Origin of the sequence: Shewanella sp. S23-S33, from assembly GCF_043359565.1 — a bacterium.
In the GTDB taxonomy this organism is placed as follows: domain Bacteria; phylum Pseudomonadota; class Gammaproteobacteria; order Enterobacterales; family Shewanellaceae; genus Shewanella; species Shewanella oncorhynchi.
The window spans coordinates 16,153-42,132 of the sequence record NZ_JBHFFD010000032.1 but is presented as its reverse complement, the minus strand read 5'-3'; the positions used below and the strand labels follow the sequence as shown (position 1 = coordinate 42,132).

The 25,980-nt window shown below is 45.9% G+C and carries 20 protein-coding genes; 8 read left to right on the top strand and 12 right to left on the bottom strand.

Annotated features, from left to right (window positions below; translation table 11 throughout):
- Nucleotides 1–34: 34 nt before the first annotated feature.
- The 8 genes from sucD to sdhC all read right to left on the bottom strand — a co-directional run bounded on the left by sucD (nt 35) and on the right by sdhC (nt 9,669).
- Nucleotides 35–907 carry a succinate--CoA ligase subunit alpha gene (gene sucD / locus ACHA99_RS09325; protein ID WP_028759703.1) on the bottom strand — a complete coding sequence of 291 codons (873 nt, stop codon included), beginning with the start codon at nt 905–907 and terminating at the stop codon, nt 35–37.
- Nucleotides 907–2,073 carry an ADP-forming succinate--CoA ligase subunit beta gene (gene sucC, locus ACHA99_RS09320; protein WP_006081976.1) on the bottom strand — a complete coding sequence of 389 codons (1,167 nt, stop codon included), beginning with the start codon at nt 2,071–2,073 and terminating at the stop codon, nt 907–909. The genes sucD and sucC overlap by 1 nt, the downstream gene beginning before the upstream one ends.
- A gap of 105 nt (nt 2,074–2,178) precedes the next feature.
- Entirely contained in the window at nt 2,179–3,369 is a 1,191-nt protein-coding gene (gene odhB / locus ACHA99_RS09315; RefSeq protein WP_393942358.1) for a 2-oxoglutarate dehydrogenase complex dihydrolipoyllysine-residue succinyltransferase, read from the bottom strand.
- Nucleotides 3,370–3,400: 31 nt separating this feature from the next.
- Nucleotides 3,401–6,232 (bottom strand): 2-oxoglutarate dehydrogenase E1 component, encoded by a 2,832-nt coding sequence (gene sucA, locus ACHA99_RS09310; protein WP_028759702.1) that lies wholly within the window; start codon nt 6,230–6,232, stop codon nt 3,401–3,403.
- Nucleotides 6,233–6,446: 214 nt separating this feature from the next.
- Entirely contained in the window at nt 6,447–7,154 is a 708-nt protein-coding gene (locus ACHA99_RS09305; RefSeq protein ID WP_393942356.1) for a succinate dehydrogenase iron-sulfur subunit, read from the bottom strand.
- A gap of 11 nt (nt 7,155–7,165) precedes the next feature.
- Entirely contained in the window at nt 7,166–8,932 is a 1,767-nt protein-coding gene (gene sdhA / locus ACHA99_RS09300; RefSeq protein WP_105252695.1) for a succinate dehydrogenase flavoprotein subunit, read from the bottom strand.
- Nucleotides 8,933–9,280, bottom strand: coding sequence for a succinate dehydrogenase, hydrophobic membrane anchor protein (sdhD, locus tag ACHA99_RS09295; RefSeq protein ID WP_028759700.1), 348 nt, complete (start codon nt 9,278–9,280; stop codon nt 8,933–8,935). It abuts the gene before it with no gap.
- The gene (sdhC, locus tag ACHA99_RS09290) at nt 9,274–9,669 is read right to left on the bottom strand and encodes a succinate dehydrogenase, cytochrome b556 subunit (protein WP_012089416.1); all 396 of its coding nucleotides are present in this window, start codon (nt 9,667–9,669) and stop codon (nt 9,274–9,276) included. Before sdhC ends, sdhD begins: the two co-directional genes overlap by 7 nt.
- 414 nt (nt 9,670–10,083) lie before the next feature.
- Between sdhC and ACHA99_RS09285 the strand changes: the two genes are divergently transcribed.
- The 4 genes from ACHA99_RS09285 (at nt 10,084) to ACHA99_RS09270 (ending at nt 19,041) form a co-directional block, all read left to right on the top strand.
- Complete coding sequence (locus ACHA99_RS09285) at nt 10,084–11,370, top strand: citrate synthase (protein ID WP_105252697.1); 1,287 nt, start codon at nt 10,084–10,086, stop codon at nt 11,368–11,370.
- 298 nt (nt 11,371–11,668) lie between these two features.
- Nucleotides 11,669–12,733 (top strand): efflux RND transporter periplasmic adaptor subunit, encoded by a 1,065-nt coding sequence (locus ACHA99_RS09280; RefSeq protein ID WP_263191604.1) that lies wholly within the window; start codon nt 11,669–11,671, stop codon nt 12,731–12,733.
- Nucleotides 12,734–12,745: 12 nt separating this feature from the next.
- The gene (locus ACHA99_RS09275) at nt 12,746–15,997 is read left to right on the top strand and encodes an efflux RND transporter permease subunit (protein ID WP_393942350.1); all 3,252 of its coding nucleotides are present in this window, start codon (nt 12,746–12,748) and stop codon (nt 15,995–15,997) included.
- On the top strand, nt 15,994–19,041 hold the full coding sequence (locus ACHA99_RS09270; RefSeq protein ID WP_393942348.1) for an efflux RND transporter permease subunit: 3,048 nt from the start codon (nt 15,994–15,996) through the stop codon (nt 19,039–19,041). Before ACHA99_RS09275 ends, ACHA99_RS09270 begins: the two co-directional genes overlap by 4 nt.
- Nucleotides 19,042–19,166: 125 nt before the next feature.
- Here the strand turns inward: ACHA99_RS09270 and yqfB are convergent, their stop codons facing one another.
- Entirely contained in the window at nt 19,167–19,484 is a 318-nt protein-coding gene (yqfB, locus tag ACHA99_RS09265) for a N(4)-acetylcytidine aminohydrolase (protein WP_113940516.1), read from the bottom strand.
- Nucleotides 19,485–19,822: 338 nt separating this feature from the next.
- Between yqfB and ACHA99_RS09260 the strand changes: the two genes are divergently transcribed.
- Nucleotides 19,823–20,020: a DUF2986 domain-containing protein gene (locus ACHA99_RS09260; RefSeq protein ID WP_028759693.1), complete on the top strand. Its 198-nt coding sequence runs from the start codon at nt 19,823–19,825 to the stop codon at nt 20,018–20,020.
- A gap of 226 nt (nt 20,021–20,246) precedes the next feature.
- Here ACHA99_RS09260 and ACHA99_RS09255 read toward each other — a convergent pair whose 3' ends face one another.
- Together ACHA99_RS09255 and ACHA99_RS09250 are read right to left on the bottom strand one after the other, a co-directional pair.
- On the bottom strand, nt 20,247–21,788 hold the full coding sequence (locus ACHA99_RS09255; protein ID WP_173496817.1) for an MATE family efflux transporter: 1,542 nt from the start codon (nt 21,786–21,788) through the stop codon (nt 20,247–20,249).
- Between the two features lie 45 nt (nt 21,789–21,833).
- A complete protein-coding gene (locus tag ACHA99_RS09250; protein WP_028759691.1) occupies nt 21,834–22,691 on the bottom strand; it encodes an ion transporter in 858 nt (285 codons plus the stop codon).
- 172 nt (nt 22,692–22,863) lie between these two features.
- Here ACHA99_RS09250 and ACHA99_RS09245 point away from each other — a divergent pair, with 172 nt between their 5' ends.
- The 3 genes from ACHA99_RS09245 (at nt 22,864) to ACHA99_RS09235 (ending at nt 24,788) form a co-directional block, all read left to right on the top strand.
- The gene (locus ACHA99_RS09245; RefSeq protein ID WP_028759690.1) at nt 22,864–23,376 is read left to right on the top strand and encodes a murein L,D-transpeptidase family protein; all 513 of its coding nucleotides are present in this window, start codon (nt 22,864–22,866) and stop codon (nt 23,374–23,376) included.
- Nucleotides 23,377–23,550: 174 nt separating this feature from the next.
- A complete protein-coding gene (locus ACHA99_RS09240) occupies nt 23,551–24,234 on the top strand; it encodes a VOC family protein (RefSeq protein ID WP_393942345.1) in 684 nt (227 codons plus the stop codon).
- Nucleotides 24,235–24,527: 293 nt separating this feature from the next.
- The gene (locus ACHA99_RS09235; protein ID WP_006081993.1) at nt 24,528–24,788 is read left to right on the top strand and encodes a DUF5062 family protein; all 261 of its coding nucleotides are present in this window, start codon (nt 24,528–24,530) and stop codon (nt 24,786–24,788) included.
- 154 nt (nt 24,789–24,942) lie between these two features.
- Here ACHA99_RS09235 and ACHA99_RS09230 read toward each other — a convergent pair whose 3' ends face one another.
- The gene (locus tag ACHA99_RS09230) at nt 24,943–25,881 is read right to left on the bottom strand and encodes a M23 family metallopeptidase (RefSeq protein WP_393942342.1); all 939 of its coding nucleotides are present in this window, start codon (nt 25,879–25,881) and stop codon (nt 24,943–24,945) included.
- Between the last annotated feature and the right edge of the window lie 99 nt (nt 25,882–25,980).

The window sequence follows — 25,980 nt, the reverse complement described above, 5'->3', positions numbered from 1 at the left end:
CGCCTTAGGCGCCTTTTATATTCGAAAGGTTAGCTTACCAACCTGTACGAATACGCAGCGCTTTGCCGATATCAGCAAGCGAGCGGACAGTTGTCACGCCCGCTGCTTCTAATGCAGCAAATTTGTCTTCTGCAGTACCTTTACCGCCAGCGATAATCGCGCCAGCATGGCCCATACGCTTACCTGCAGGTGCAGTGACACCCGCAATATAAGACACAACAGGCTTAGTCACGTGTGCTTTAATGAAAGCCGCCGCATCTTCCTCAGCGTTACCACCGATTTCACCGATCATAACGATCGCTTCAGTCTGTGGATCGTTTTGGAACATTTCCAGTACATCAATGAAGCTAGTACCTGGAATTGGGTCACCACCAATACCTACGCAAGTAGATTGGCCGAAACCTTCATCCGTTGTTTGCTTAACCGCTTCATAAGTCAGAGTACCTGAACGAGAAACGATGCCCACTTTGCCTTTTAAGTGGATGTGACCTGGCATAATGCCGATCTTACATTCACCTGGGGTGATAACACCTGGGCAGTTAGGGCCGATCATGCGAACGCCAGTTTCTTCAAGCTTCACTTTAACTTGCAGCATGTCCAGTGTAGGAATGCCTTCAGTGATACAAACGATAAGCTCGATGCCACCGTCGATAGCTTCAAGAATGGCATCCTTACAGAACGGAGCCGGAACATAGATCACAGAAGCAGTCGCACCAGTCGCAGCCACAGCGTCTTTCACAGTGTTGAACACTGGCAGACCTAAGTGAGTTTGACCACCTTTACCAGGAGACACACCGCCCACCATTTGCGTACCGTAATCGATAGCTTGTTGTGAGTGGAATGTACCTTGACCGCCAGTGAAACCTTGGCAAATTACCTTGGTATCTTTATTGATTAAGACAGACATTATTTGCCCTCCGCAGCTTTAACTACTTGCTCAGCCGCGTCAGTTAGACTGGTAGCTGCAATGATATCTAGACCTGATTTAGCTAATACTTCACGGCCAAGTTCAGCGTTAGTACCTTCTAAACGAACCACAACAGGTACTTTAACGCCCACTTCTTTAACTGCGCCGATAATACCTTCTGCGATCATGTCACAACGTACGATACCGCCGAAAATGTTAACCAGAACCGCTTTCACATTGCTGTCAGACAGAATGATTTTGAATGCTTCTGCTACACGTTCTTTCGTCGCGCCGCCGCCTACGTCTAAGAAGTTCGCTGGCTTGCCACCGTGCAAGTTAACGATATCCATAGTACCCATCGCCAGACCTGCACCGTTCACCATACAGCCAACGTTACCGTCTAATGCAACGTAGTTCAGCTCGAACTTAGCAGCGTGAGCTTCGCGGGCATCATCCTGTGATGGATCGTGCATGCCTTTGATTTTTGGTTGACGATAAAGTGCGTTACCGTCGATACCGATTTTACCGTCTAGGCAGTGTAGGTTGCCTTCAGTGGTAATAACCAGTGGGTTGATTTCAAGCAATGCGAAATCATGATCAACGAACATAGTCGCCAGACCCATGAAAATCTTAGTGAACTGCTTCATTTGAGTTGGGTTTAAACCTAACTTGAAGCCAAGATCACGTGCTTGATAACCTTGTGGGCCAGTCAAAGGATCTATGATTGCAGTGTGGATGAGTTCTGGCGTTTCTTCTGCCACTTTCTCAATTTCAACACCACCTTCAGTCGACGCCATGAACACAACACGACGAGTCGCGCGGTCAACAACGGCACCTAAGTACAGTTCGTTAGCGATGTCGGTACAGCTTTCTACTAAAATTTTAGCAACTGGCTGGCCTTTCTCATCAGTTTGATAAGTCACCAGATTTTTGCCTAACCAGTGTTCGGCAAAGGCTCTGATTTCTTCTTTATCGCCAGTGACTTTAACGCCACCTGCTTTACCGCGGCCGCCTGCGTGTACTTGACACTTAACAACCCATAAATTTCCGCCAATATGGCCTGCCGCTTCTACAGCTTCTTGGGCTGTATCACATGCAAAACCTTCTGACACTGGTAAACCATATTCGGCAAATAAGGATTTTGCCTGATACTCATGCAAATTCATGATGATCTATCCGTATACTTCTAATCAAATCCAACTGGCCCGTTTGGGCCAGTCACGAGGGTATGTCTGGCTATTTCTTTAAGCGCAATCTCTTATCGAGTTGTGTTACAGATCAAGCAGCAGACGAGTTGGGTCTTCTAGGAAGTCTTTAATCGCAACCAAGAAACCAACAGACTCACGGCCATCAACAATACGATGGTCATATGAGAGTGCTAGGTACATCATGGGCAGGATTTCAACCTGACCATTGACTGCCATTGGGCGATCTTTAATGGCATGCATGCCTAAAATCGCACTTTGTGGCAGGTTAAGGATCGGTGTAGACATCAGTGAACCGAAAACACCACCGTTAGTCACAGTGAAGTTACCGCCAGTCATGTCAGCCACAGTCAGCTTACCGTCACGGCCTTTAAGGGCTAAGTCACGAACTGCTTTTTCGATTTCAGCTAAGTTCATGGTATCTGTGTCACGTAGCACTGGTGTTACCAGACCACGTGGTGTTGATACTGCAATGCTGATGTCGAAGTAGTTGTGATAAACGATATCATCGCCATCAATAGACGCGTTGACTTCTGGGAAACGTTTCAGCGCTTCAGTCACGGCTTTGATGTAGAAAGACATAAAGCCTAAACGGATACCGTGGCGCTTTTCAAAGATATCTTGGTATTGCTTACGGATATCCATGATTGGCTTCATGTTCACTTCGTTAAACGTCGTGAGCATAGCGGTAGAGTTTTTCGCTTCTAACAAGCGGTTTGCGATTGTCTTACGCAGACGTGTCATTGGCACGCGCTTCTCGCTACGGCCAGCCGCTAACGGAGCTACAGCAGGTACTGCTGGCGCCGCAGCTTTAGGGGCAGACTTAACGAAGGCTTCTACGTCTTCTTTCGTAATACGACCACCCACACCAGTGCCTTTTACTTTGCTGGCATCAACATTGTGCTCTGCCAGTAAACGGCGAACAGATGGGCTTAACGCATCACTGCTTTCATCGCTGGTTTCAGCTGCAGGCGTTGCCGCTTCAGCTTGCGCTTTAGTGACTTCTTTGCCCGATACAGCACCGGCGATGAATTTAGCGATCACTTGTTCACCCAGAACAGTGGCGCCTTCTTCAAATAAAAACTCGCCAATGTGGCCATCTTCTGGCGCAACCACTTCAAGAACCACTTTATCGGTTTCAATATCAACCAGGTTTTGATCACGAGAAACTTGCTCGCCCACTTTTACATGCCAAGTGGCAATCGTGGCATCGGCAACAGATTCTGGTAGTACGGGTACCTTGATTTCGATACTCATGAAAAACTATCCTTTTATAAAATGTCTATTACTACAGTGTGATTGTAAGTTTCAGGGCACTGTTCACTAAAGATTCTTGCTGATGTGTGTGCAACTCAGGGTAACCACACGCTGGTGCGGCTGACGCTTCACGACCAGCATAAGTTAACTGTGCACCTGCAGGAACCGCGGCCCAGAAATGGTGTTGACTAGAGTACCAAGCACCTTGGTTCTGTGGCTCTTCCTGACACCAAACAAAATCTTTCACATGTTGGTAATCAGCCAAAGCAACGATCATTTCATCATGTGGGAACGGATATAACTGTTCGACACGGATTAACGCTACGTTAGTGATATTTTCTTTACGACGTTTTTCCAGCAGTTCGAAGTAAACCTTACCACTGCAGAAGACAACTCGGTCAACCTTGCTTGCTTCCAACGTATCGATTTCACCGATCACATTTTGGAAACTGCCATTGGCTAATTCTTCCAAGCTTGAAACCGCTAATGGATGACGTAGTAATGACTTAGGCGACATGACGATAAGTGGACGACGCATAGGACGCACCACTTGGCGGCGCAACATATGGTAGACCTGTGCAGGTGTTGAAGGCACACACACTTGCATATTGTGGTTAGCACACATCTGCAAGAAACGCTCTAAACGGGCGCTTGAATGCTCAGGGCCTTGACCTTCATAGCCATGGGGTAACAACATAGTCAGACCACATAAACGGCCCCACTTCTGCTCACCCGATGACAAGAACTGATCGATTACCACTTGGGCACAGTTAGCAAAGTCACCAAACTGCGCTTCCCAAATAGTCAATCCGCCGGGTTCTGCTGTGGCATAACCATACTCAAACGCCAGTACTGAGGCTTCAGATAATACTGAGTCAGTAATATCAATTGGGCCTTGTTCATCAGCAATATTGCGCAGTGGCATGTAAGTCGTGCCATCGTTTTGATTGTGCAATACAGCATGACGATGGAAGAAAGTACCGCGGCCAGAATCCTGACCTGTAATACGTACACGCTTGTTGTCTTCCAGAATCGAGGCATAAGCCAGCGTTTCTGCAAAACCCCAATCGAGTGGCTTCTCGCCTTTTGCCATCGCTAAACGGTCGCTATAAATCTTAGCAACCCGTGATTGCAATGGATGACTTTCAGGTACATAGCTCAGTTTGTCAGCCAGACTTTGTAAACGCTCAGCCGACATAGAGGCTTGATACGCTTCGTCCCACTCACGACCGATATACGGTGTCCAATCAACAGAATGCAGCGTCATTGGGCGCCATTCTTTAACCACACAATCACCTTGATCTAATGCATCACGGTAATTATTGATAAGACCAGTCACATCATCAGCAGCCATCACGTTTTCAGCGATTAGCTTGTCTGCATAAATCTTACGTGGCGTTGGGTGTTTCTTGATCTTGGCATACATCAGCGGCTGAGTTGCACTTGGCTCATCGGCTTCGTTATGACCATGACGGCGATAACACACCAATTCAACCACCACATCACGTTTGAACTCGTTACGATAATCAACGGCTAACTGCGACACAAAAGCAACGGCTTCGGGATCATCAGAGTTAACGTGGAAAATCGGTGCCTGAACCATCTTAGCGATGTCAGTACAGTATTCAGTCGAACGAGTATCCGCATGGTTAGAGGTCGTGAAGCCCACTTGGTTGTTCACTACGATGCGAATACTGCCGCCGACTTTAAAGCCACGGGTTTGAGACATGTTGAATGTCTCTTGTACTATCCCTTGACCTGCAATTGCAGAGTCACCGTGGATAGTAATAGGCATAACTTGTAAGCCATCCTTACAACCGCGACGGTCTTGACGGGCACGTACAGAGCCAATCACCACAGGGTTAACGATTTCAAGGTGCGATGGGTTGAAGGCCAGTGCTAAATGCACATTGCCGCCCGGCGTTTCAAAATCAGAGGAGAAACCTTGGTGGTACTTAACGTCACCAGAACCGTGGGTATCAGCATGCTTACCCGCGAACTCGTCAAACAGTTCAGCTGGACGCTTACCTAATACGTTCACTAACACGTTCAGACGACCACGGTGAGCCATACCGACGACGATTTCTTTAGTACCGGCTTCACCTGCACGATAAATAATTTCGCGCATCATAGGCACTAACGCATCACCGCCTTCTAACGAGAAACGTTTCGCACCAGGGAATTTAGCACCTAAGTATTTTTCAATACCTTCTGCGGCGTTAAGGCCTTCAAGAATGCGTGTCTTAACACTTTTATCGTAGTTAGCTTTACCTAAGGAAGGTTCGAGACGTTGTTGGATCCAGCGTTTCTCATCGGTATCGGTAATGTGCATATATTCAGCACCGATAGAACCACAGTAGGTGGCTTTCAGCGCTTTTACCAAATCCGCGAGCTTCATGGTTTCGCCACCATGAGCAAAAGAACCTGTATTAAACTCACGTTCCATGTCTTCTTTAGTCAAGCCGTGGAAAGCAGGATCTAAATCAGCTACGGGTTCACGTTTCCACAGTTCGAGGGGATCAAGATTAGCACCTTGGTGACCACGGAAACGATGGGCGTTAATTAATTGCAGGACTTTAACTTGTTTAGCATCCATTTCAGGATCCGTCACACGAGCTGAGCTCTTATGGCGACCTTCTAACGCTAAACTGCGAAAATAATCACGTACTTTTGAGTGAGCAGCTTCAGGCGCATCAACAGAGGCACCGTTCACAGGAGGGAGATTATCAAATACCGCACGCCAATCATCAGCGACTGACTGTGGGTCTTCTTGATAGGCTTCATACATCTCTTCTACGTAGGTCGAATTTGCACCACTTAAGTGAGATGATTCGAGCCAGGCTTTCATGATGCCTTGGTGCATTTCTATTCCTTTCAAACTTTATACACGTGCTTAGCCATAGTATTAAATATGCAGTCTGTAGAGATTACCTTCGACGCATAATTTCTGCCGCCCCTAGATGTCCAGATATACGGCGCGTTGTCTTCCATTACATACGCAAAAGAGTCACCTTCTGCTACCAGAAAGTGACTCTTCAAGAGCTATATTATTATTGGTTTCAGCTCGGGTTCTCGCATTACACTGCTCGCTTCAACAGCATGGACTTAATATGACCAATTGCTTTAGTCGGATTAAGACCTTTTGGACAAACGTCAACGCAGTTCATGATGCCATGGCAACGGAACACGCTATAGGCGTCGTCCAGCTCAGATAAACGTTCTTCTGTAGCTGTATCGCGACTGTCGATCAAGAAACGATATGCATGAAGCAGACCGCTTGGACCGATAAACTTATCAGGATTCCACCAGAATGATGGACAAGCCGTAGAACAACAAGCACACATGATACATTCGTACAAACCATCTAAATGAGCACGCTCTTCAGGGGATTGTAAGTGTTCACGAGCAGGTTGTTTCTCATCATTGATGAGGTAAGGCTTGATCTTCTCATACTGCTTATAGAACTTAGTTAAATCAACAACTAAGTCACGAACAACAGGCATACCTGGTAATGGACGTATTTCTAATTTCTTGCCTTTAAAGGTTGAAATTGGGGTAATACACGCCAGGCCATTCTTACCATTCATGTTCACGCCGTCTGAACCACACACGCCTTCACGGCATGAGCGACGGAATGACAAAGTCGGATCTTGCTCTTTCAACTTGATCAGTGCATCGAGCACCATCATGTCAGAGCCTTCAGCCACTTCTAAGCTGTAATCCTGCATATACGGTTTAGTATCTACGTCAGGATTGTAGCGATAAACTGCAAATGTCAATTTCATCTTTGCAACTCCTAGTAGGTACGTTTCTTCGGCGGGAATGCTTCACGTAACTTAGGTGCCATGTTCACTGCACGACGATCCATCGTTTCAGTGATTGGGTCAAATAAGCTGTGGCATAACCAATTCTCATCATCACGCTCTAAATAATCTTCACGTGAGTGAGCACCGCGACTTTCGGTACGGAAGTTAGCCGCATAAGCCGTGGCGATTGCCGTTGCCATCAAGTTATCTAACTCTAAACATTCAATACGTTGAGTATTGAATTCACGAGAGTTATCAGACAATTTAGCATTTGCAAGACGTTCACGAATCACTTTCAACTGCTCTAACCCTTCAGCCATAGCATCGCCACGACGGAATACAGAAAAGTTTAATTGCATACACAGTTGCAGATCCTTACGGATTTGCGCTGGGTCTTCGCCATCTTTATTGCTTTCCCAACGATTCAGACGAGCCAAAGAGGCAGCAATATCCGCATCGCTAGCATCTTTTGGATCGTCAGTCTCATCCAAAGCTTTACCTAAATGCTGACCCGCTGCGCGACCAAAGACCACTAAATCAAGCAGTGAGTTACCACCTAAACGGTTTGCACCATGTACAGATACACAGGCAATCTCACCCACAGCGAACAGACCAATAACATCTTGTTCAGTGCCGTCTTCATTCTTACGAATAACTTGACCACTGACCTTAGTTGGTAGACCGCCCATCATATAGTGACACGTTGGTAGTACTGGAATTGGACCATCGGCTGGATCGATATGGGCAAAAGTACGAGACAATTCACACACGCCTGGTAAACGTGCTTCTAATGTTTCTTTACCTAAGTGATCAAGCTTGAGCAAACAGTGTGGGCCTAATGGACCGTCTAAACCACGACCTTCGCGGATTTCAGTCATCATAGAACGTGCTACCACGTCGCGTGATGCCAAATCTTTCGCGTTAGGGGCATAACGCTCCATGAAACGCTCGCCGTCTTTGTTCAGCAGATAACCGCCTTCACCACGACAACCTTCAGTCACAAGTACACCCGCGCCGGCGATGCCAGTTGGGTGGAATTGCCACATTTCCATGTCTTGCATTTGCACGCCAGCACGCATTGCCATACCAACGCCGTCACCGGTGTTGATATGCGCGTTAGTCGTCGAAGCGTAAATACGCCCTGCACCACCGGTCGCAAGAATCGTTGCTTTAGCTTTGAAATAAACGATATCGCCCGTTTCAATTTCAATCGCAGTACAACCCACAACGGCGCCATCATCGTTTTTAACGAGATCTAATGCATACCATTCTGAGAAGACTTGCGTCTTATGCTTAACGTTTTGTTGGTATAAACAGTGAAGCAAAGCATGACCAGTACGGTCGGCAGCTGCCGCAGTACGCGCAGCCTGCTCGCCACCAAAGTTCTTAGATTGACCACCAAATGGACGTTGGTAAATCGTACCATTTTCGAAACGAGAGAAAGGCAAACCCATTTGCTCAAGTTCAATCACGGCTTCAGGACCGGTTTTACACATGAACTCGATCGCTTCTTGGTCACCGATAAAATCGGAACCTTTCACGGTATCGTACATGTGCTGTTCCCAATGATCTTCATGGGCGTTACCTAACGCAACAGTGATACCACCCTGTGCAGATACGGTATGAGAACGGGTTGGGAATACTTTTGATAAAAGCGCACAGCTTTTACCTTCTTTGGAAATCTGCAGCGCTGCACGCATACCAGCGCCACCGGCACCGATCACTACAGCATCAAATTCGCGTACTGGAATACTCACTTAGACACCCCACACAATAACAATGCCGGCCGCTAAATAACAAAATACGGTAACGACAAAGGTGAACTGTAAAACACCACGTAACGACGTGCACTTAACGTAATCTGTCAGCACTTGCCATACACCAATCCAAGCATGTACTAATAAGGCTACCAGCGTCAGAAGTGTAAACACTTTCATTGGCAGAGCACTAAATAGGCCATGCCAGACGTCGTAGGTGAGAGGGGAACTACATGCAATAAAGCCAACCAAGAAAATGGTGTAACAGGCGAGGATCACTGCACTAGCGCGTAGTAGAATATAGTCATGAACACCACTGCGTCCAAAACTTGCTGCATTGGTTACCATACCCAGATCCCCGCTATGATTGAAAAGGCTACCGTTAAGGCAAATACAGCTTTCGCTGATGCGGCACCCGATGACAATTCTTCCCAACGACCGGTATCCATTACTAAGTGGCGCAGGCCACCAAACAAGTGATAGGCCAGTGCAGTCATAATGCCCCACAGGATAAACTTCATCACGAAGTTATCGAATAGAGACTGTACGCCAGCGAAACTTTCAGCTGATGCTAAAGATGAATTTAGCAACCAAATGAGAATGCCAACTGCGAACAGCATGATGACACCGGAAACACGGTGAAGAATTGACACAATCGCTGTTGCAGGAAAGCGAATGGTCTGCAGATCTAAATGGACAGGTCTTTGCTTTTTCACGTTCTGCTCACTCAGCTCCATTGAGCATTTTTTTTGTTATGTGAACCGCTTTTGTACAAACTTTAAACAGGAGGTTGATCACTGCAAAAGTAAACACAAAAGCAAAGTTTAAACAAACAGTTAACTATCTGAGCACGCACTCATTTAACATGTAAACAAAGGGTGCTTTATAATCGTTGTTTGCGGCCCTTATTGGGCGAGGCAAGTATACTCGCGGCAAATGTCAAATACAAACATCACAGAATGCAAATTATGTTTTTTTGACTATTTTTTACTGTAAGTGCCAGTTACAAATAGAAAAGTAAAGGCTTTTATACCATGGTCTAACAAATTTAAACGCTTATTTAAATTGAAATGTGATCTAGAATGGCTGTAAAGTAATGGCGGTTTGACATGCCGCACTCACAGATAAGAACTAAGTAAGGAGAACGGGGTATGGCTGATTTAAAAGCCAAATTAGAATTACCAGGGAACGACTCGATAGAATTGCCAGTAAAGCAGGGAACCGCTGGTTTTGACGTAATCGATATCAGTAAACTTGGCAGCAAAGGTTACTTTACTTTTGATCCAGGTTTTCTTGCGACTGCCTCCTGTGAATCTGCAATTACCTATATTGATGGTGATCTAGGTATATTGTTACACCGTGGCTATCCAATCGATCAACTTGCCGTTGACTCCGATTACCTAGACCTGTGTTATTTGCTGCTTTACGGTGAACTACCGACCAAAGCGCAATATACTGAGTTTGTACATACAGTTAAAACCCACACTATGGTTCACGAGCAGCTAGCCTTCTTCTTTAGAGGTTTCCGTCGTGATGCACATCCTATGGCCATGTTATGTGGTGTGACGGGTGCATTATCTGCATTTTACCAAGACTCTCTGGATGTTAACGATCCACGTCACCGCGAAATCGCCGCTTATCGCTTAGTCTCAAAAATGCCTACGATAGCAGCCATGTGCTACAAGTATTCTTCAGGCCAGCCATTCGTGTACCCACGTAATGACTTAAGCTATGCAGGCAACTTCTTAAGCATGATGTTTGCTGTACCGTGCGAAGAATACGTCGTGAACCCTATTGTTGAACGTGCAATGGACAGGATCTTCATTTTACATGCAGATCATGAACAAAACGCATCGACTTCAACAGTACGTTTAGCCGGTTCTTCAGGTGCAAACCCATTTGCGTGTATTGCAGCGGGTATCGCATCTCTTTGGGGCCCTGCACACGGCGGCGCTAACGAAGCCTGTTTGCAAATGTTAGAAGAAATCGGTTCAGTAGACCGTATTCCTGAATTCATTGAACGCGCTAAAGATAAAAATGATCCTTTCCGTCTGATGGGCTTTGGACACCGTGTTTACAAAAACTTTGACCCACGAGCCAAAGTGATGCGTGAAACCTGTCATGAAGTGCTGAAAGAACTGAAAGTACAAGATCCACTCTTGGATGTGGCAATGGAGCTTGAGCGCATTGCACTTGAAGACGAATACTTCATTTCTAAAAAGCTGTATCCAAACGTCGACTTCTACTCTGGCATCATTATGAAAGCCATTGGTATTCCAACCAGTATGTTCACTGTGCTATTTGCACTGGCACGTACTGTAGGCTGGATTGCTCACTGGAAAGAAATGTTAGATCAACCAGGCCACAAAATCAGCCGTCCACGTCAGTTATATACTGGTGAAACTGCGCGTGATTTCGTCGCACAAGACAAACGCTAAGTCCCACGACTTACGCATTAAAAAGCGCCTAAGGGCGCTTTTTTCATTTCAAATAATCCTCTTTTAAACTTACTTCTCCTGACAAAATACATTGTTGCAATTGCGCACTTGTGTAATCTTAATTAACCGCGTTTAGTTATTCTCATCACTTTTTAAACCTTTTGGCTACATTTAGTAAGAATCACAAATCACACTTAGCCAAAAATACGACTAACAGACTGAAATTAAACAACTTTAAATATTGGCATGGTTTCTGCTAACAACTGACATCACAATAAAGACAACAGGTAACATTCTTATGGAAAAGTCAAAAATTGCTCAATTCACCCTGCCACTGCTAATGATTTCGATGCTAGCAGCCTGTGGTGAGGAAGAAGTGGTCAAAAAAGAAGAAAAATATGCCATTCCCGTCGAAACCACTACAGTGATGCAAGGAAACGTTTCTTCTTTTTACAGTACAACTGCCACCTTAGAAGCGCCACAGGAAGCCAATGTAGTGAGTCGTATATCAGGACTCATTGAATCTCTCGCTGTTGAAGAAGGTGACCGCGTTCAAAAGGGCCAAGTGCTGGCTGTTATTGATGCCAAGAGGCAGCAATATGATTTAGACCGCTCAGAAGCCGAAGTCAAAATCATCGAACAAGAATTAAATCGTCTGAAGAAAATGAGCAACAGAGAATTTATCAGCGCGGATTCAATGGCCAAACTTGAATATAACTTGCAAGCCGCTATCGCTAAAAAAGATCTCGCCGAACTGCAAGTAAAAGAAAGCCGCGTACTGTCCCCTATCAGCGGTGTAGTTGCTAAACGCTATGTGAAAGCTGGCAATATGGCGAAGGAATTTGGCGATTTGTTTTATATAGTCAACCAAGATGAACTTCACGGTATAGTTCATTTGCCAGAGCAACAGCTTGCGAGCTTAAAACTCGGCCAAGAAGCACAAGTGTTTAGTAATCAACATAGCAAGAATGCTATCCACGCCAAAGTGTTGCGCATAAGCCCGATTGTGGACCCACAAAGTGGCACCTTTAAGGTGACACTTGCTGTGCCGAATCAAGAGGCGCGCCTTAAAGCTGGCATGTTTACCCGGGTTGAGCTCAAATACGATACCCACGAGAACGTGATTACCGTTCCCTATAGCGCCCTGATTAACCAAGATAACAGGCAAGCTCTGTATGTTATCGATGGCACTAATGCTAACCGCCGTGAAGTCGAAATTGGCTACCGTGAAGGTGATTCGGTAGAAGTGATTACAGGTATTAACCCCGGTGAACAAGTCGTGACCCGTGGCCAGCAAAACTTGAAAGACCAATCCTTAGTCGAAGTGATCACCCCACTCGATCTTGCTTCCGCTAAGAACTGATAGGAGCCTTTCATGTCAATTATCAGCACTTCTGTTAAACGGCCAGTCACGGTATGGATGTTCATGCTGGCGGTGATTTTATTCGGTATGGTGGGATTTTCCCGCCTAGCGGTGAAGTTACTGCCAGACTTAAGCTATCCCACATTAACCATTCGCACTATGTATGACGGCGCGGCGCCAGTTGAAGTCGAACAGCTCGTCTCTAAACCAATTGAAGAAGCCGTTGGCGTGGTCAAAGGCTTACGTAAAATCAGTTCTATTTCGCGCTCAGGCATGTCAGATGTGGTGCTTGAGTTTGAATGGGGCACAACAATGGATATGGCGAGTTTAGATGTACGTGAAAAACTCGACACTATCGCTCTGCCGCTCGATGTTAAAAAGCCCTTATTACTGCGTTTTAACCCCAACCTTGACCCTATTATGCGTCTCGCGCTGTCTGTGCCCAATGCATCTGAAGCCGATCTCAAACAAATGCGCACCTATGCAGAGGAAGAACTTAAGCGTCGTTTAGAGGCGCTATCTGGGGTCGCCGCCGTGCGTTTATCTGGCGGCCTAGAGCAAGAAGTGCATATTCAGCTCAATCAAGAAAAACTGTCGCAGCTCAATCTCAATGCCGATGATATTAAACGTCGTATTAATGAGGAAAACATCAACCTCTCTGCGGGTAAAGTGATCCAAGGTGATCGCGAATACTTAGTACGAACGCTAAACCAATTCAACTCATTAGATGAACTCGGCCAAGTGATCGTCTATCGCGACGAGCAAGCTTTAGTCCGTTTATTCGAAGTTGCTACCATCACAGATGCCTACAAAGAGCGTAGTGATATCACCCGCATCGGCAGTCAAGAATCGATTGAACTGGCCATTTATAAAGAAGGTGATGCAAATACTGTCGCTGTCGCCAAAAAACTGCGCGATGAACTCGTCAAAATCAATCAAGACCCTAAGCAAAATAAGCTCGAAGTGATTTACGATCAGTCTGAGTTTATCGAAAGTGCGGTCAGCGAAGTCACCTCTTCTGCGCTGATGGGCAGCTTGTTATCTATGCTAGTGATTTACCTGTTTTTGCGTAATATCATCCCGACACTGATTATTTCTATCTCGATACCCTTCTCAGTGATCGCCACCTTTAACATGATGTATTTTGCCGATATCAGCTTAAACATCATGTCATTAGGTGGTATTGCCCTTGCCATCGGTCTCTTGGTCGATAACGCCATTGTGGTATTAGAGAACATAGACCGCTGCCGTAGCGAAGGCATGAGTAAATTAGAAGCTGCAGTGACGGGGACTAAAGAAGTGGCAGGCGCAATTTTTGCCTCAACACTCACCACTCTTGCGGTGTTTGTGCCGCTAGTATTTGTGGATGGGATTGCTGGCGCACTCTTCTCAGACCAAGCGCTAACGGTCACTTTTGCGCTGTTAGCATCGCTATTAGTCGCGTTAACGTCCATTCCAATGCTGGCATCACGTGAAGGCTTTAAAACCTTACCCGCGCTGATAAAAACGACACCTAAGGATAAACCCACCACTAAAATGGGTAAGCTTAAACACTATAGCGCGACTGTGTTTTCCTTTCCTATTCTATTAATTGTTAGTTACTTACCCAGTGCACTACTGACCTTAGTGTTGATTTTAGGCCGCTTCTTCTCATGGCTTATTGGTCTAGTGATGCGCCCGTTAAGCTCAGCATTTAACTTTGTCTACCACAGTATTGAGAAGGTTTATTACAAGCTTCTGGCCTCGGCGCTGCGCCAACAAAAAGCAACACTGTTACTCACGATTGCAATAACAGGCGCTTGTATTAGCTTGTTACCGCGACTTGGTATGGAGCTTATTCCGCCAATGAATCAGGGTGAGTTTTATGTGGAGATCTTGCTACCGCCGGGTACGGCAGTGAGCGAAACAGACAAGATATTACAGCAACTTGCACTGTCCATTAAAGACAGAGCCGAAGTTAAACATGCTTATAGCCAAGCCGGTAGTGGCGGTTTGATGACTTCGGATACTGCCCGCGGGGGTGAAAACTGGGGCCGCTTGCAAGTGGTGCTTAACGACCACAGTGCCTATAACGCAGTCACTCAAGTATTACGTGATACTGCGCGCCGCATTCCTGAACTTGAAGCGAAAATTGAGCAACCTGAGTTATTCAGCTTTAAAACGCCACTGGAGATTGAACTCACAGGTTACGATTTAAACTTACTCAAACGCAGCGCAGATAGTCTCGTCAAAGCATTATCCGCCTCGGAGCGTTTTGCCGACGTGAACACCAGTCTACGTGATGGTCAACCTGAGCTAAGTATCCGTTTCGATCATGCAAGGTTAGCGGCTCTAGGAATGGATGCACCAACGGTTGCAAACCGTATTGCCCAACGTGTTGGCGGTACTGTTGCCAGTCAATACACAGTGCGTGACCGTAAGATTGATATTCTAGTGCGCAGTGAACTCGCGGAGCGGGATCAAATCAGCGATATCGATGCCTTAATCATCAATCCGAATAGCAGTCAGCCTATTGCATTAAGCGCAGTTGCAGAAGTGTCATTGCAATTAGGCCCATCGGCGATTAACCGCATCAGCCAACAACGTGTGGCTCTCGTATCAGCTAACCTCGCCTATGGTGATTTAAGCGATGCGGTTGCACAGGCGCAGCAGATACTATCGCAACAAGTGTTACCCGCATCGGTTCAGGCCCGTTTTGGTGGTCAAAATGAGGAAATGGAGCACTCATTCCAATCACTCAAAATTGCCCTTATCTTAGCGATTTTCTTAGTGTATTTAGTCATGGCGAGTCAGTTTGAATCACTGCTGCACCCCTTGCTTATCCTTTTTGCCGTACCTATGGCATTAGGTGGCAGTGTACTTGGGCTTTATATCACCCAGACTCACTTGAGTGTGGTGGTATTTATTGGCCTTATCATGTTGGCGGGGATCGTCGTGAACAACGCGATTGTGCTTGTGGATCGGATCAATCAACTGCGTAGCGAAGGTGCTCAAAAACTTGATGCCATTCGCGATGCAGCTAAATCGCGCCTACGCCCGATTATGATGACAACCCTCACCACGACCTTAGGCTTATTGCCGATGGCGCTAGGTCTAGGTGATGGCTCAGAGGTGCGCGCACCGATGGCGATTACGGTGATCTTTGGTCTGAGTTTATCAACACTACTGACCTTAATAGTGCTCCCAGTGCTCTATGCCCTATTCGACCGTAAAGAATACGCAGTAACTGGCTCACATGTAAACGTAGAGGAGGCTCGCCCATGAACCTCACCCGTTTAGCCATTAAGCGCCCCGTAACCACCAGCATGTTCTTCTTTGCTATCTTGCTGTTTGGTCTCGCCTCGAGTCGCCTATTACCGCTGGAAATGTTCCCCGGTATTGATATCCCACAGATAGTGGTGGAAGTGCCTTACAAAGGCTCGACCCCTGCTGAAGTGGAACGCGATATTACCAAAGTACTGGAGGAATCCCTCGCGACTATGGGGGGGATTGATGAGCTTGAATCAGAGTCCTCCCAAGAAGGCGCCGAAATCGAAATCAACATGAAGTGGGGAGAAAACGTTGCCACTAAGAGCTTAGAAGCGCGGGAAAAAATCGATGCTGTGCGGCATTTACTGCCCAAGGATGTGGAGCGGGTCTTTATCCGCCAATTCTCCACCGCCGACATGCCTGTGCTCACCATACGCATCTCAAGTGATCGTGAGCTTTCAGGTGCATTCGATCTACTCGATAAACAGCTCAAGCGTCCGCTTGAACGTGTTGAAGGTGTCTCTAAGGTCAGCCTGTACGGCGTTGAGCAAAAGCAAATTGAGGTACGCATCAATGCCGACCGCCTTGCCGCCAGTGGATTTTCAGCCACAGATTTGCAACAACGTCTCGGCAGAGAGAACTTTGTGCTGAGCGCAGGTACACTCAGGGCCAGTAATATCGTTTATCAAGTTTCACCTAAGGGTGAGTTTAGAAACCTTGAAGATATCAAAGCACTAGTACTGATCCCCGGATTGACCTTAGGCGATATCGCCGATGTACAATTTGCCCTACCTGAACGTATCGAAGGTCGACATTTAGATAAGCACTATGCCGTGGGTTTGGATGTTTTTAAGGAATCTGGCGCTAACTTAGTCGAAGTGTCAGACCGTGTCATGAAGGTGATTGAACTTGCTAAGCAGGACCAACAGTTCCAAGGTATTCGCCTGTTTATCATGGAAGATCAAGCCTCTGGAGTAAAATCTTCACTAATGGATTTGCTGCTTTCAGGGTTAATCGGTGCACTGCTGTCCTTTGTAGTGCTGTACTTATTCCTGCGTAATTTGAAAATGACTTTAGTGGTTGTGTCATCCGTGCCTATTTCAATCGGTATGACGCTCGCCGCTATGTATCTACTCGGTTACAGCTTGAATATTCTGTCTATGATGGGACTCCTGCTCGCCGTCGGTATGCTGATTGATAACGCTGTGGTTGTCACTGAGAGCGTACTGCAGGAAAAACAGGGTAAACACCCTAAGGACAATGAAGAGTCAGTCATGACGGGAGTTGATAAAGTGTCTCTGGCGGTATTGGCAGGCACAATGACAACCGCCATTGTATTTTTACCTAATATTTTTGGCGTAAAAGTCGAGATCACCATTTTTCTAGAGCATGTTGCTATTGCGATTTGTATTTCACTCGCCGCGTCGCTATTGGTCGCAAAAACCTTAATCCCTTTGATGTTGACTAAGTTTCACTTCGACATCGCACCCGAAAAGGATGCGGGTAAATTACAACGTTTTTACAATAATACCCTAGATTGGGTATTGCTCAGACCCTGGCGTTCAGGCGTGATTGCTATAGTGATACTCGCATCCACCGCCCTGCCGCTATCTATGGTTAAACAGGACCAAGAAGACAGCGAGAGCAATGAGCGAATCTACATTAACTATCAAGTAGAAGGTCGACACAATCTCAATGTTACTGAGGCAATGATCAACCAAATGGAAGAGTATCTTTATAACAATAAAGAGGAATTCCATATTGATTCTGTCTACAGCTATTATGCCTCTGACGATGGCTCATCAGTGATCCTCCTAAAGAAAGATTTGCCTATGTCAGTGGATGAGTTAAAAAAGAAAATCCGTAGCGGCTTCCCTAAGTATTCCATCGCCAAACCACAATTTGGCTGGGGCAATGACAACTCTGGCGTGCGAGTCACACTGACAGGGCGCTCAACCTCTGAGCTGATTAACTTGAGCGAGCAAGTTATTCCTTTATTGCAAAATATCAAAGGATTACAAGATGTTCGCTCCGAGCTTAACGGCGCTCAGCAAGAAGTGATTATCCGCATTGATAGACAAATGGCGGCGCGGTTAGATTTAAAACTCAATGAAATTGCCTCAAGTATCTCCATGGCACTGCGCGGTTCACCGCTGCGATCCTTCCGCCACGATCCTAATGGCGAGCTGCGCATCGAAATGGCCTACGAGAAAGAATGGCAAAAGTCACTTGAGAAACTCAAGCAGTTACCCATAGTACGCCTCGACCAAAGAGTGTACACCTTAGATAATCTGGCGAAGATTGAGATCCAACCCCGCTTCGATACTATCAAACACTTCAATCGCCAAACCTCGCTGTCGATTGGAGCTAACTTAGAAAACCTCACCACAGAAGAGGCGCAAACTAAGATCAAGCAAGTGATGGAAAATATCCGTTTCCCCGATGGTTACGACTATTCACTCCGTGGTGGCTTCGAGCGCCAAGATGAAGATCAGAACGTGATGGTGACTAATATGCTCTTGGCTGTCGCGATGATTTATATTGTTATGGCGGCGTTGTTTGAATCTCTACTGTTACCGACGGCGATTATTACCTCGATCCTATTTTCCATCACAGGTGTATTCTGGGCGCTGTTTATCACAGGCACCCCTATTTCTGTGATGGCAATGATAGGTATCTTGATTTTAATGGGGATAGTGGTGAACAACGGTATCGTTCTGGTGGATCAAATCAATCAGATGACACCGGATCTCGACAAATTGTCTGACACCATTCGGGAGGTGTGTATCACCCGTTTGCGGCCAGTGTTAATGACAGTAGGTACAACAGTACTGGGATTAGTCCCACTGGCAATGGGTGATACCCAAATCGGTGGCGGCGGCCCGCCATATTACCCCATGGCAATCGCCATTATCGGTGGCTTATCGTTCTCGACAGTGACTAGCTTGTACTTAGTCCCCCTGTGCTATCAAGCTTTTTATCGGATGCGTCACCGCACAGCGATTCGCTTAGGCCAAGCCGATCACTTTGCCAAAAAACTGTTACCTTGGACGGTTTAGTTGTCTTGGATAGCTGATGTTCTTGAACAGTTCAGCAATCTTCGACAACTTAATATGCCATTGAATTTGTAATAAAAAGGCTGCTGTGCGGCCTTTTTTGTTTTACAAAATTACGCTCTATACTTTTACTGCGGTAAAACCCTAAACTGGATCATAAACAATTGCTCAAGACCGGGATAAATTTCTGCAATCACATCACGTAGCTGCGGCAACGTCATATTCTCTTGCTTAGCATGAATGTCTGAGAGCTCAGTTAAGGTCACTGGCACGACATCAATAATATGGATATCACAAAACCAGCGGTCGGTTTCGAAGGTTGAAACGGGAAGTGTTTGACCTGCAATCACATGAGATTCCGTTTCATCACGCAATGTAATGGTTTTAGTGCCACTTAATATATCGTGCTCAAAACGCTCAAAAAAAGTGATTTTAGTTAATAACACACATCTTCCTCGGCTCAGGATATGAGCAATAAAATAACAGTAGAGTCAATTTTTCAAACTCATAATGCTAGGCAATATAATGGCTTTTGATCCACACTGACAGCCTACACCGCAGAATTTGCAGCATTTGTCGTGTGAAATACTAACAGCGCCGTTTAAGTCAAATTGTTATGCTAACGCCATTTAGCAAAACTAGTTCCCAAAGAGTAGCCGTTGTTTTCGACAAAATTCAGCAAAACATGGTCAGTTCGCTCAGATTGAGTTAGAATCCCGCCTCAATTGAGCCCTTGGCCTCATATTCCTGCGCGTAGCGGGTGCGAAACGAAATTAGAGACGTCATGAACAAGAAACAAAAGATCATCAAGAAAATAGCTAAACGCGCTAAGGCCAGACTGAATAAAGTCGACCCAGTGACTATCGGCTCACCTGCAAAATCAGGTTACATCTCTAAGGCTGATCGCGCAAAAATGGCGGCATCAGAAGCCGCGACTGAACAAGTCGAAGGCCAACAAGACACGCCAAGTATTGAAGAATAAGAAGCTCAGCAGAATAGTCTTTTAGCGGCGTATTTTGGCATTGTTAGCTTAACTAAATGAAGTGCAAACGCCGTTTCAAACAAAATGCCACAAGCAATCTTGTGGCATTTTGTTTTTCAGCATTCCTATCATTAGCAGCTTTCTGACTGCTCCTCATTATTAAGAGCTCATTTTTATCTGCGTTCTTGCCCACAGCTTCTACACGGCACAGCTAAGCCACATAACGTCAATTAGGCTTTTTCCCCTCGTCTAAATAGGGCAATACGGGCTCATTTTCTTGCTCCTCCGTTAATTGCGCCATCTGCACGCAAGAGGATGAAAGTGGATTGGTCGCACTCGGTAAGTTCTGTGCAACACAATTAGCGATTTCCTCTTCCTCACTCAGTACGACATTGCGGGGGATAGCATTCGCAGCATCAAGATTAGGCGCAGCTGAAAACTGTGCCTGCGCCGCCACTTTATCCACTAAACGATAGGCAACCCACACACCTAATGTACCAAACAAAATAGACCCTAAAATTTGCCCAATCAATACACCGTAAACACCACCCCAAAGTGCACCAAAATACACAAAGGGCACAGTGCCTAAAGTAGCCTTACCTACGTTAAATAGCGTGGAATATTTGGCCTTGCCAAGGTTATTAAAGGACGCATTCGCCACGAATAAAATCCCCGAAAAGATAAAGAATACCGCGATATAACTGCAGAAAAAGTGAATAAGATCAGCACTATCGCCCTTCATATCAAACACACTGACCAAATGTGACTTAAGCATAAACAGCAGCAAAGACATTACCAGCACATACACGGTACAAAACTGGATGGCGCGGGTTAAACTCTCGCGTACTCGGTCAAACTGACCTGCGCCAAAGTTTTGCCCAACAATAGGTCCAATCGCGCCGGACAGTGCAAAGATCATCCCAAAAGCCACAGGGATTAAACGCCCTAATACTGCCCAGCCTGCCACATAAGCGTCACCGAAATCGGCGATCGCTCGGGTCACAAAGGCATTTCCGATGGGAGTTGCCACATTGGTTAACATCGCTGGACCTGCAATGGCAAAGATGGGCTTAAGATCGGCGATAAAATGTGCCTTATCGAAATGGCCTAACAATTTATGCTTAACCACCACACCGCGAGCGGCAATCACAAATACCGCCACCCGCGCTAAAACGGATGCCAATGCAGCGCCTTCAATCCCCATGGCGAACATGAAGATAAAAATCGGATCAAGTACAGCATTAACGCCGCCCCCCGCTAAGGTCGACATCATAGATAACTTTGCATCACCCACGGCGCGCAAAGCCCCGCCGAGTGCCATCGCAAGACAGATAAAAGGCAAGGAAGGCACGAGAATATACAAATAGCTCGCAGCAAGCTCTGCCGTATGACCACTCGCGCCGACTAAGGCAACTAGCTCAGGAATAAAGGTGGTGACCACAGCCGCCACCAGCACACTGATCAGTGTCGTCACAACCGCGCTATTGAGTAATAAGCGCTTTGCCAACACCACCTCTTTTGCGCCAATCGAGCGAGACACTAAAGCCCCTAATGCAATCGATAAACCAATTCCAATCGATGTGGTAAAAAACGAAATACTCCCCGCATAGCCCACAGCCGCAGCGAGTTCATGCTCTCCCAATAGGCTCAGAAAAAAGATATCCAGTAAATCCACGACAAATAAGGCAGAAATCCCTACCGCGGCGGTCGAACTCATCACTAAGATATGGCGTAATATGGGGCCTTCAACAAACTTGGCTTGCGTCATACGTGTCTTTTACCTACAAAAAATAAAAAGTGTTCGCCGAAGTCATCATGAAACGCCTTTATCAACGGGCACATCCAAGCTATCCAACTCACATCCACAACGACTACAATACATGGCATCAATATCATGACCTGTCTTATGACATTGATTACACGAGCGTAAATCTCGATGACGCCCTACTTCTTGGGATATCTCGGCGGTTAAAATCCCCGTTGGGATTGCAATAATCGAGTAACCAATCAGCATAGTAAAAGCCGCAATCGCCTGACCTAACCCAGTTTTCGGGGTAATGTCGCCGTAACCGACTGTAGTAATAGTCACAATTGTCCAGTACACAGATTTAGGGATTGAACTGAAACCATTATCAGGCCCTTCAACCACATACATTACTGAACTCAGTACCATAACGATCAAACTGACCGAGAAGAAAAACAAAAAAACCTTACGACTCGACTGCATCATCGCCCTAAGTAAAACATTTCCTTCACTTAAATAGCGCAGTAACTTAAGTACGCGGAAAATCCTAAACAGCCTAAGTATCCGGATAACTAAGGTAAAGTTAGCGCCAGGGATCAGCAACGCCAGATAACTTGGCAATACCGATAACAAATCCACTAAACCATAAAAGCTGCGAGCATATAACACAGGATGAGTCGCGCAGTACAAACGTAGGCCATATTCAATCGTAAAAATAATGGTAAATACCCATTCCAACACAGAAATAAGCTGGCCGTATTCGCGATGGAATATCTCTACTGTGTCGAGGAACACTAAGCCGACACTCAACACAATACACACCATGAGGGCGATATCAAAATAGCGGCCAGCGGGAGTATCAGTGCCAAAAATAATGGTACGTAATTGACGTTTTAACGGACTTTCGGACTCGATATTCTCAGACATAAAAGCTTTTACTTCCTTGCAACAAACTGACTAACACAGGGATTACAGTATAAATATGCCACGAGTCTGCCATGCAATTGCACCTAGCTCAAAATTATCTACTCACAGTGGGATAAAATTGCGGTATGATGCCGAAAAAAGCCAACAACCTGTGTTTATTTTCGAGGACTTCATGCGCGCCACCCTACTTTCCACATTGACATCTCTCACTGTGACTATCGCGGCTCTCGTTTCACCCGAATTACATGCCTCTGGCATGGGTAAAGTGGATCTGGTGGTGATCACTAAATCCGAATCCAGTATGGCTTTATTACGCGATGGCAAAGTGCTCAAACAATATCGCATCGCCATGGGTGACCTACCCGCTGGACACAAATTAAAGGAAGGCGATCAACGCACACCACAGGGGCGTTATACCCTAGATTATAAAAAGCCAGATAGTGCTTATTATAAATCGATCCATATTTCCTATCCTAATGAAGAGGATAAACTCAGAGCCAAAGCCTTAGGCATTAGACCCGGAGGCATGATCATGATCCACGGCCAAAACCCTAAGTCGTCACTGCCGCCAGAACAAGCACAGCAATACAACTGGACTGACGGCTGTATCGCGATTACCAACGCCGAAATGGATGAAGTGTGGAAAGTAGTCGATGAAGGAACGCCGATTGAGATTTGGCCGTAACCTTAGCCAATATCCAGATGGCAAAATGCCAAATAGATAATTGAACGATATCAAACACGCCCAGCTTAATGGGCGTTTTTATTTAACCTTTTAAAGCATGATGTTAGTTGTAATAGTCTCAGTCATTTACTTAAGGGATAAAACTAACGCCAATAGAAATGCCTTGGAGTATTTATGCCTAAATTCAACGAGCCTGTTGCGCCGCACAGTGCAAACCTCAGCTATGAGCAATTAATCCAAGGCTGGCCCGCCTTCGAAGCACAGATTTTAGCCTTGCTTGAAACCTTAGACTTAGCAGATAAAGCACTGGTTTGCGACCATGTCGCGCTGCGCGTCAATTCCATCGCCAGCGCCAATGCCCTGAAAGACGCCTTTAGCCGCGTAGGAAAAATCATTTCAGACAACATTATCAATGGCCGTACGATTCTGATCATCGAGCTAGACACGCCACTCACACTCGGTCAATTTAGCATTGCCTGCGTCGAGCTTCCCTATCCTAGTGATAAAGTTTATCCACAGGAAGGCTGGGAGCACATAGAATTAGTTATTGATTCTAAAGCCAAAGATTGCGATACCTTGAGCCAAGATTTACTGGTCTTATGTCCAACACTCCGCCCTTTACTCAACCAAGGACTGAGTCCATTGCCGCAATCTGAGCAGACAGCTGAATCAGAGCAGTCAAGATTACCAGACTTGCCATCCCAAGCTGAGATTAAGGTCAAGATGAGCTCGCCCAAAGGCGATAAAGAACGTTTAGCCAATCCAACTATCGCCTTTAAACGCGGCAATGTGTGCATTAAAGTACATCCCCATGGCATAAAAGTGGTCATCGCGAGTGAACAAGTATCTGAATGTTAAGTCAGACTTAAACTCAGGCAGATAAAACTGAGCTTAGATTTTCATCGGTACTTGCCTTAGCTAAAACCTACGACAGTAACTGAGTTAACATCTGAGTTGATGATAATTTAATCAGATTCAATATTCTCGTTATTTTTAGGTCAGTTTTTTTGGTGGTTTTGTCAAAAATCGCCAAAATTAAATCAAAAAAACAGCATATTTAGCGTAACTTAGGAACTATAACTCGCAGATGCCATCAGGCACAAATTATCGTGTCCAGTAAATGGATGCTATGTGCAAACAGAGGATCGCCAATGAAGCCACACAAGAACGAAGCACAAATATTGAAGTTCGCCATGGAAATCGGCGTGGGCTATGCCAAAAAACGCGGATATGCGGACTTTGATAAAGGCATCTCACCTAAAGACAAAGTGGAATGTATTTACCGTTTATTGGTCACTGACAACTTGATTCAGCCACTGGCCAAAGATAAAGAAGATGGGCCAAACATGAAACACAAACTGATTTTATGGATCACCCGCCAACTGCCTGCTGATCATCCACTATTGAAGTAATCTTTTTAGACGACTCGGTTAAAAATGATTATTGGCAAGCAGACATTTTAAGCTAGCCTAGAAAGAAGCCAACTCGCTAAGTGTTCACGATAAGGATCACCATTAAATGGCGCATCATTGCGCCATTTAAGTGAGCCAGAACTGGATATCAAACCTAGCCCTTTTTGGCCGCTTTGTTAGCTTTCTCATTCGCTAGCACTGTTGCCATTGGCGGCACTATGGTCGTAGGGTCGAGGCGCATTTGATACCAGTTCACTCGCCAATCTAAGTGTGGACCATTTGCACGGCCTGTTGCGCCCACCTCTGCCACGGCTTGACCTTGCTTAACCACTTCACCCGCGTTGACGTAAAGCTTACTCAAGTGCAAAAAGCTCGAACTCACGCCATAGCCATGATCGATCACCATAGTCCCGCCCGAATAAAACATGTCAGGCACAGACAGGCTTATCACACCATCGGCAGGGGCGACCACTACAGTGCCGGTTTTCGCCGCCACATCCACCCCAAAGTGTGGATTACCGGGTACATCGTTATAAATACGCTGGCTACCGTAAACGCCTGAAATACGCCCCGTCAGAGGCCAAATAAACGCCTGTAAAAATGCAGTTTGCTCGCTAAATGTTGCCCGCGCCGCTTTTACCTGCGCCGTGTCTTTCGCCGCTCTTTCCTGCGCGACGGGATCAGGCTTCATAATCTTCGAGCTAATGCCCTTTACACTTTGAATATCGTACTCTCGCTTGGTTAAGGTTAAAGGCTTAACCTCAGTCAAACCATCGGGATAAACCAAGGTTAGCTGCTGGCTCAGTTCACCGTCGCGATCAAAACCAAAGGTAAAATGACCGTCTGGCGTGACCTTGATGGCTTCACCATTTAAGCTAATCTGAGTGCCCGCTGGCGCTTGACCCCGCATTAATGCGCCTTGCTCTAACTTACCCTGTAAACTCACCTCAGCTTGTACCTGAGGCGCAATGAGCACTAGGCCCAAAGTGAATAATGCCGATAAGCAGCGCACTGGATTTGAACTTAGGGAGGCTCCACCGTGAGATAAAAATTGCGATACTTTATTTCTCAACATCTTATTATTTTCCAGCATCTTAGTTTCCAATATCCTAGTTTCCAACATCTTCAAAAAATCCTTATCGATGGGCAATAGGGATCAAGACCCACTAAATACATTCATCGCGACACAAAA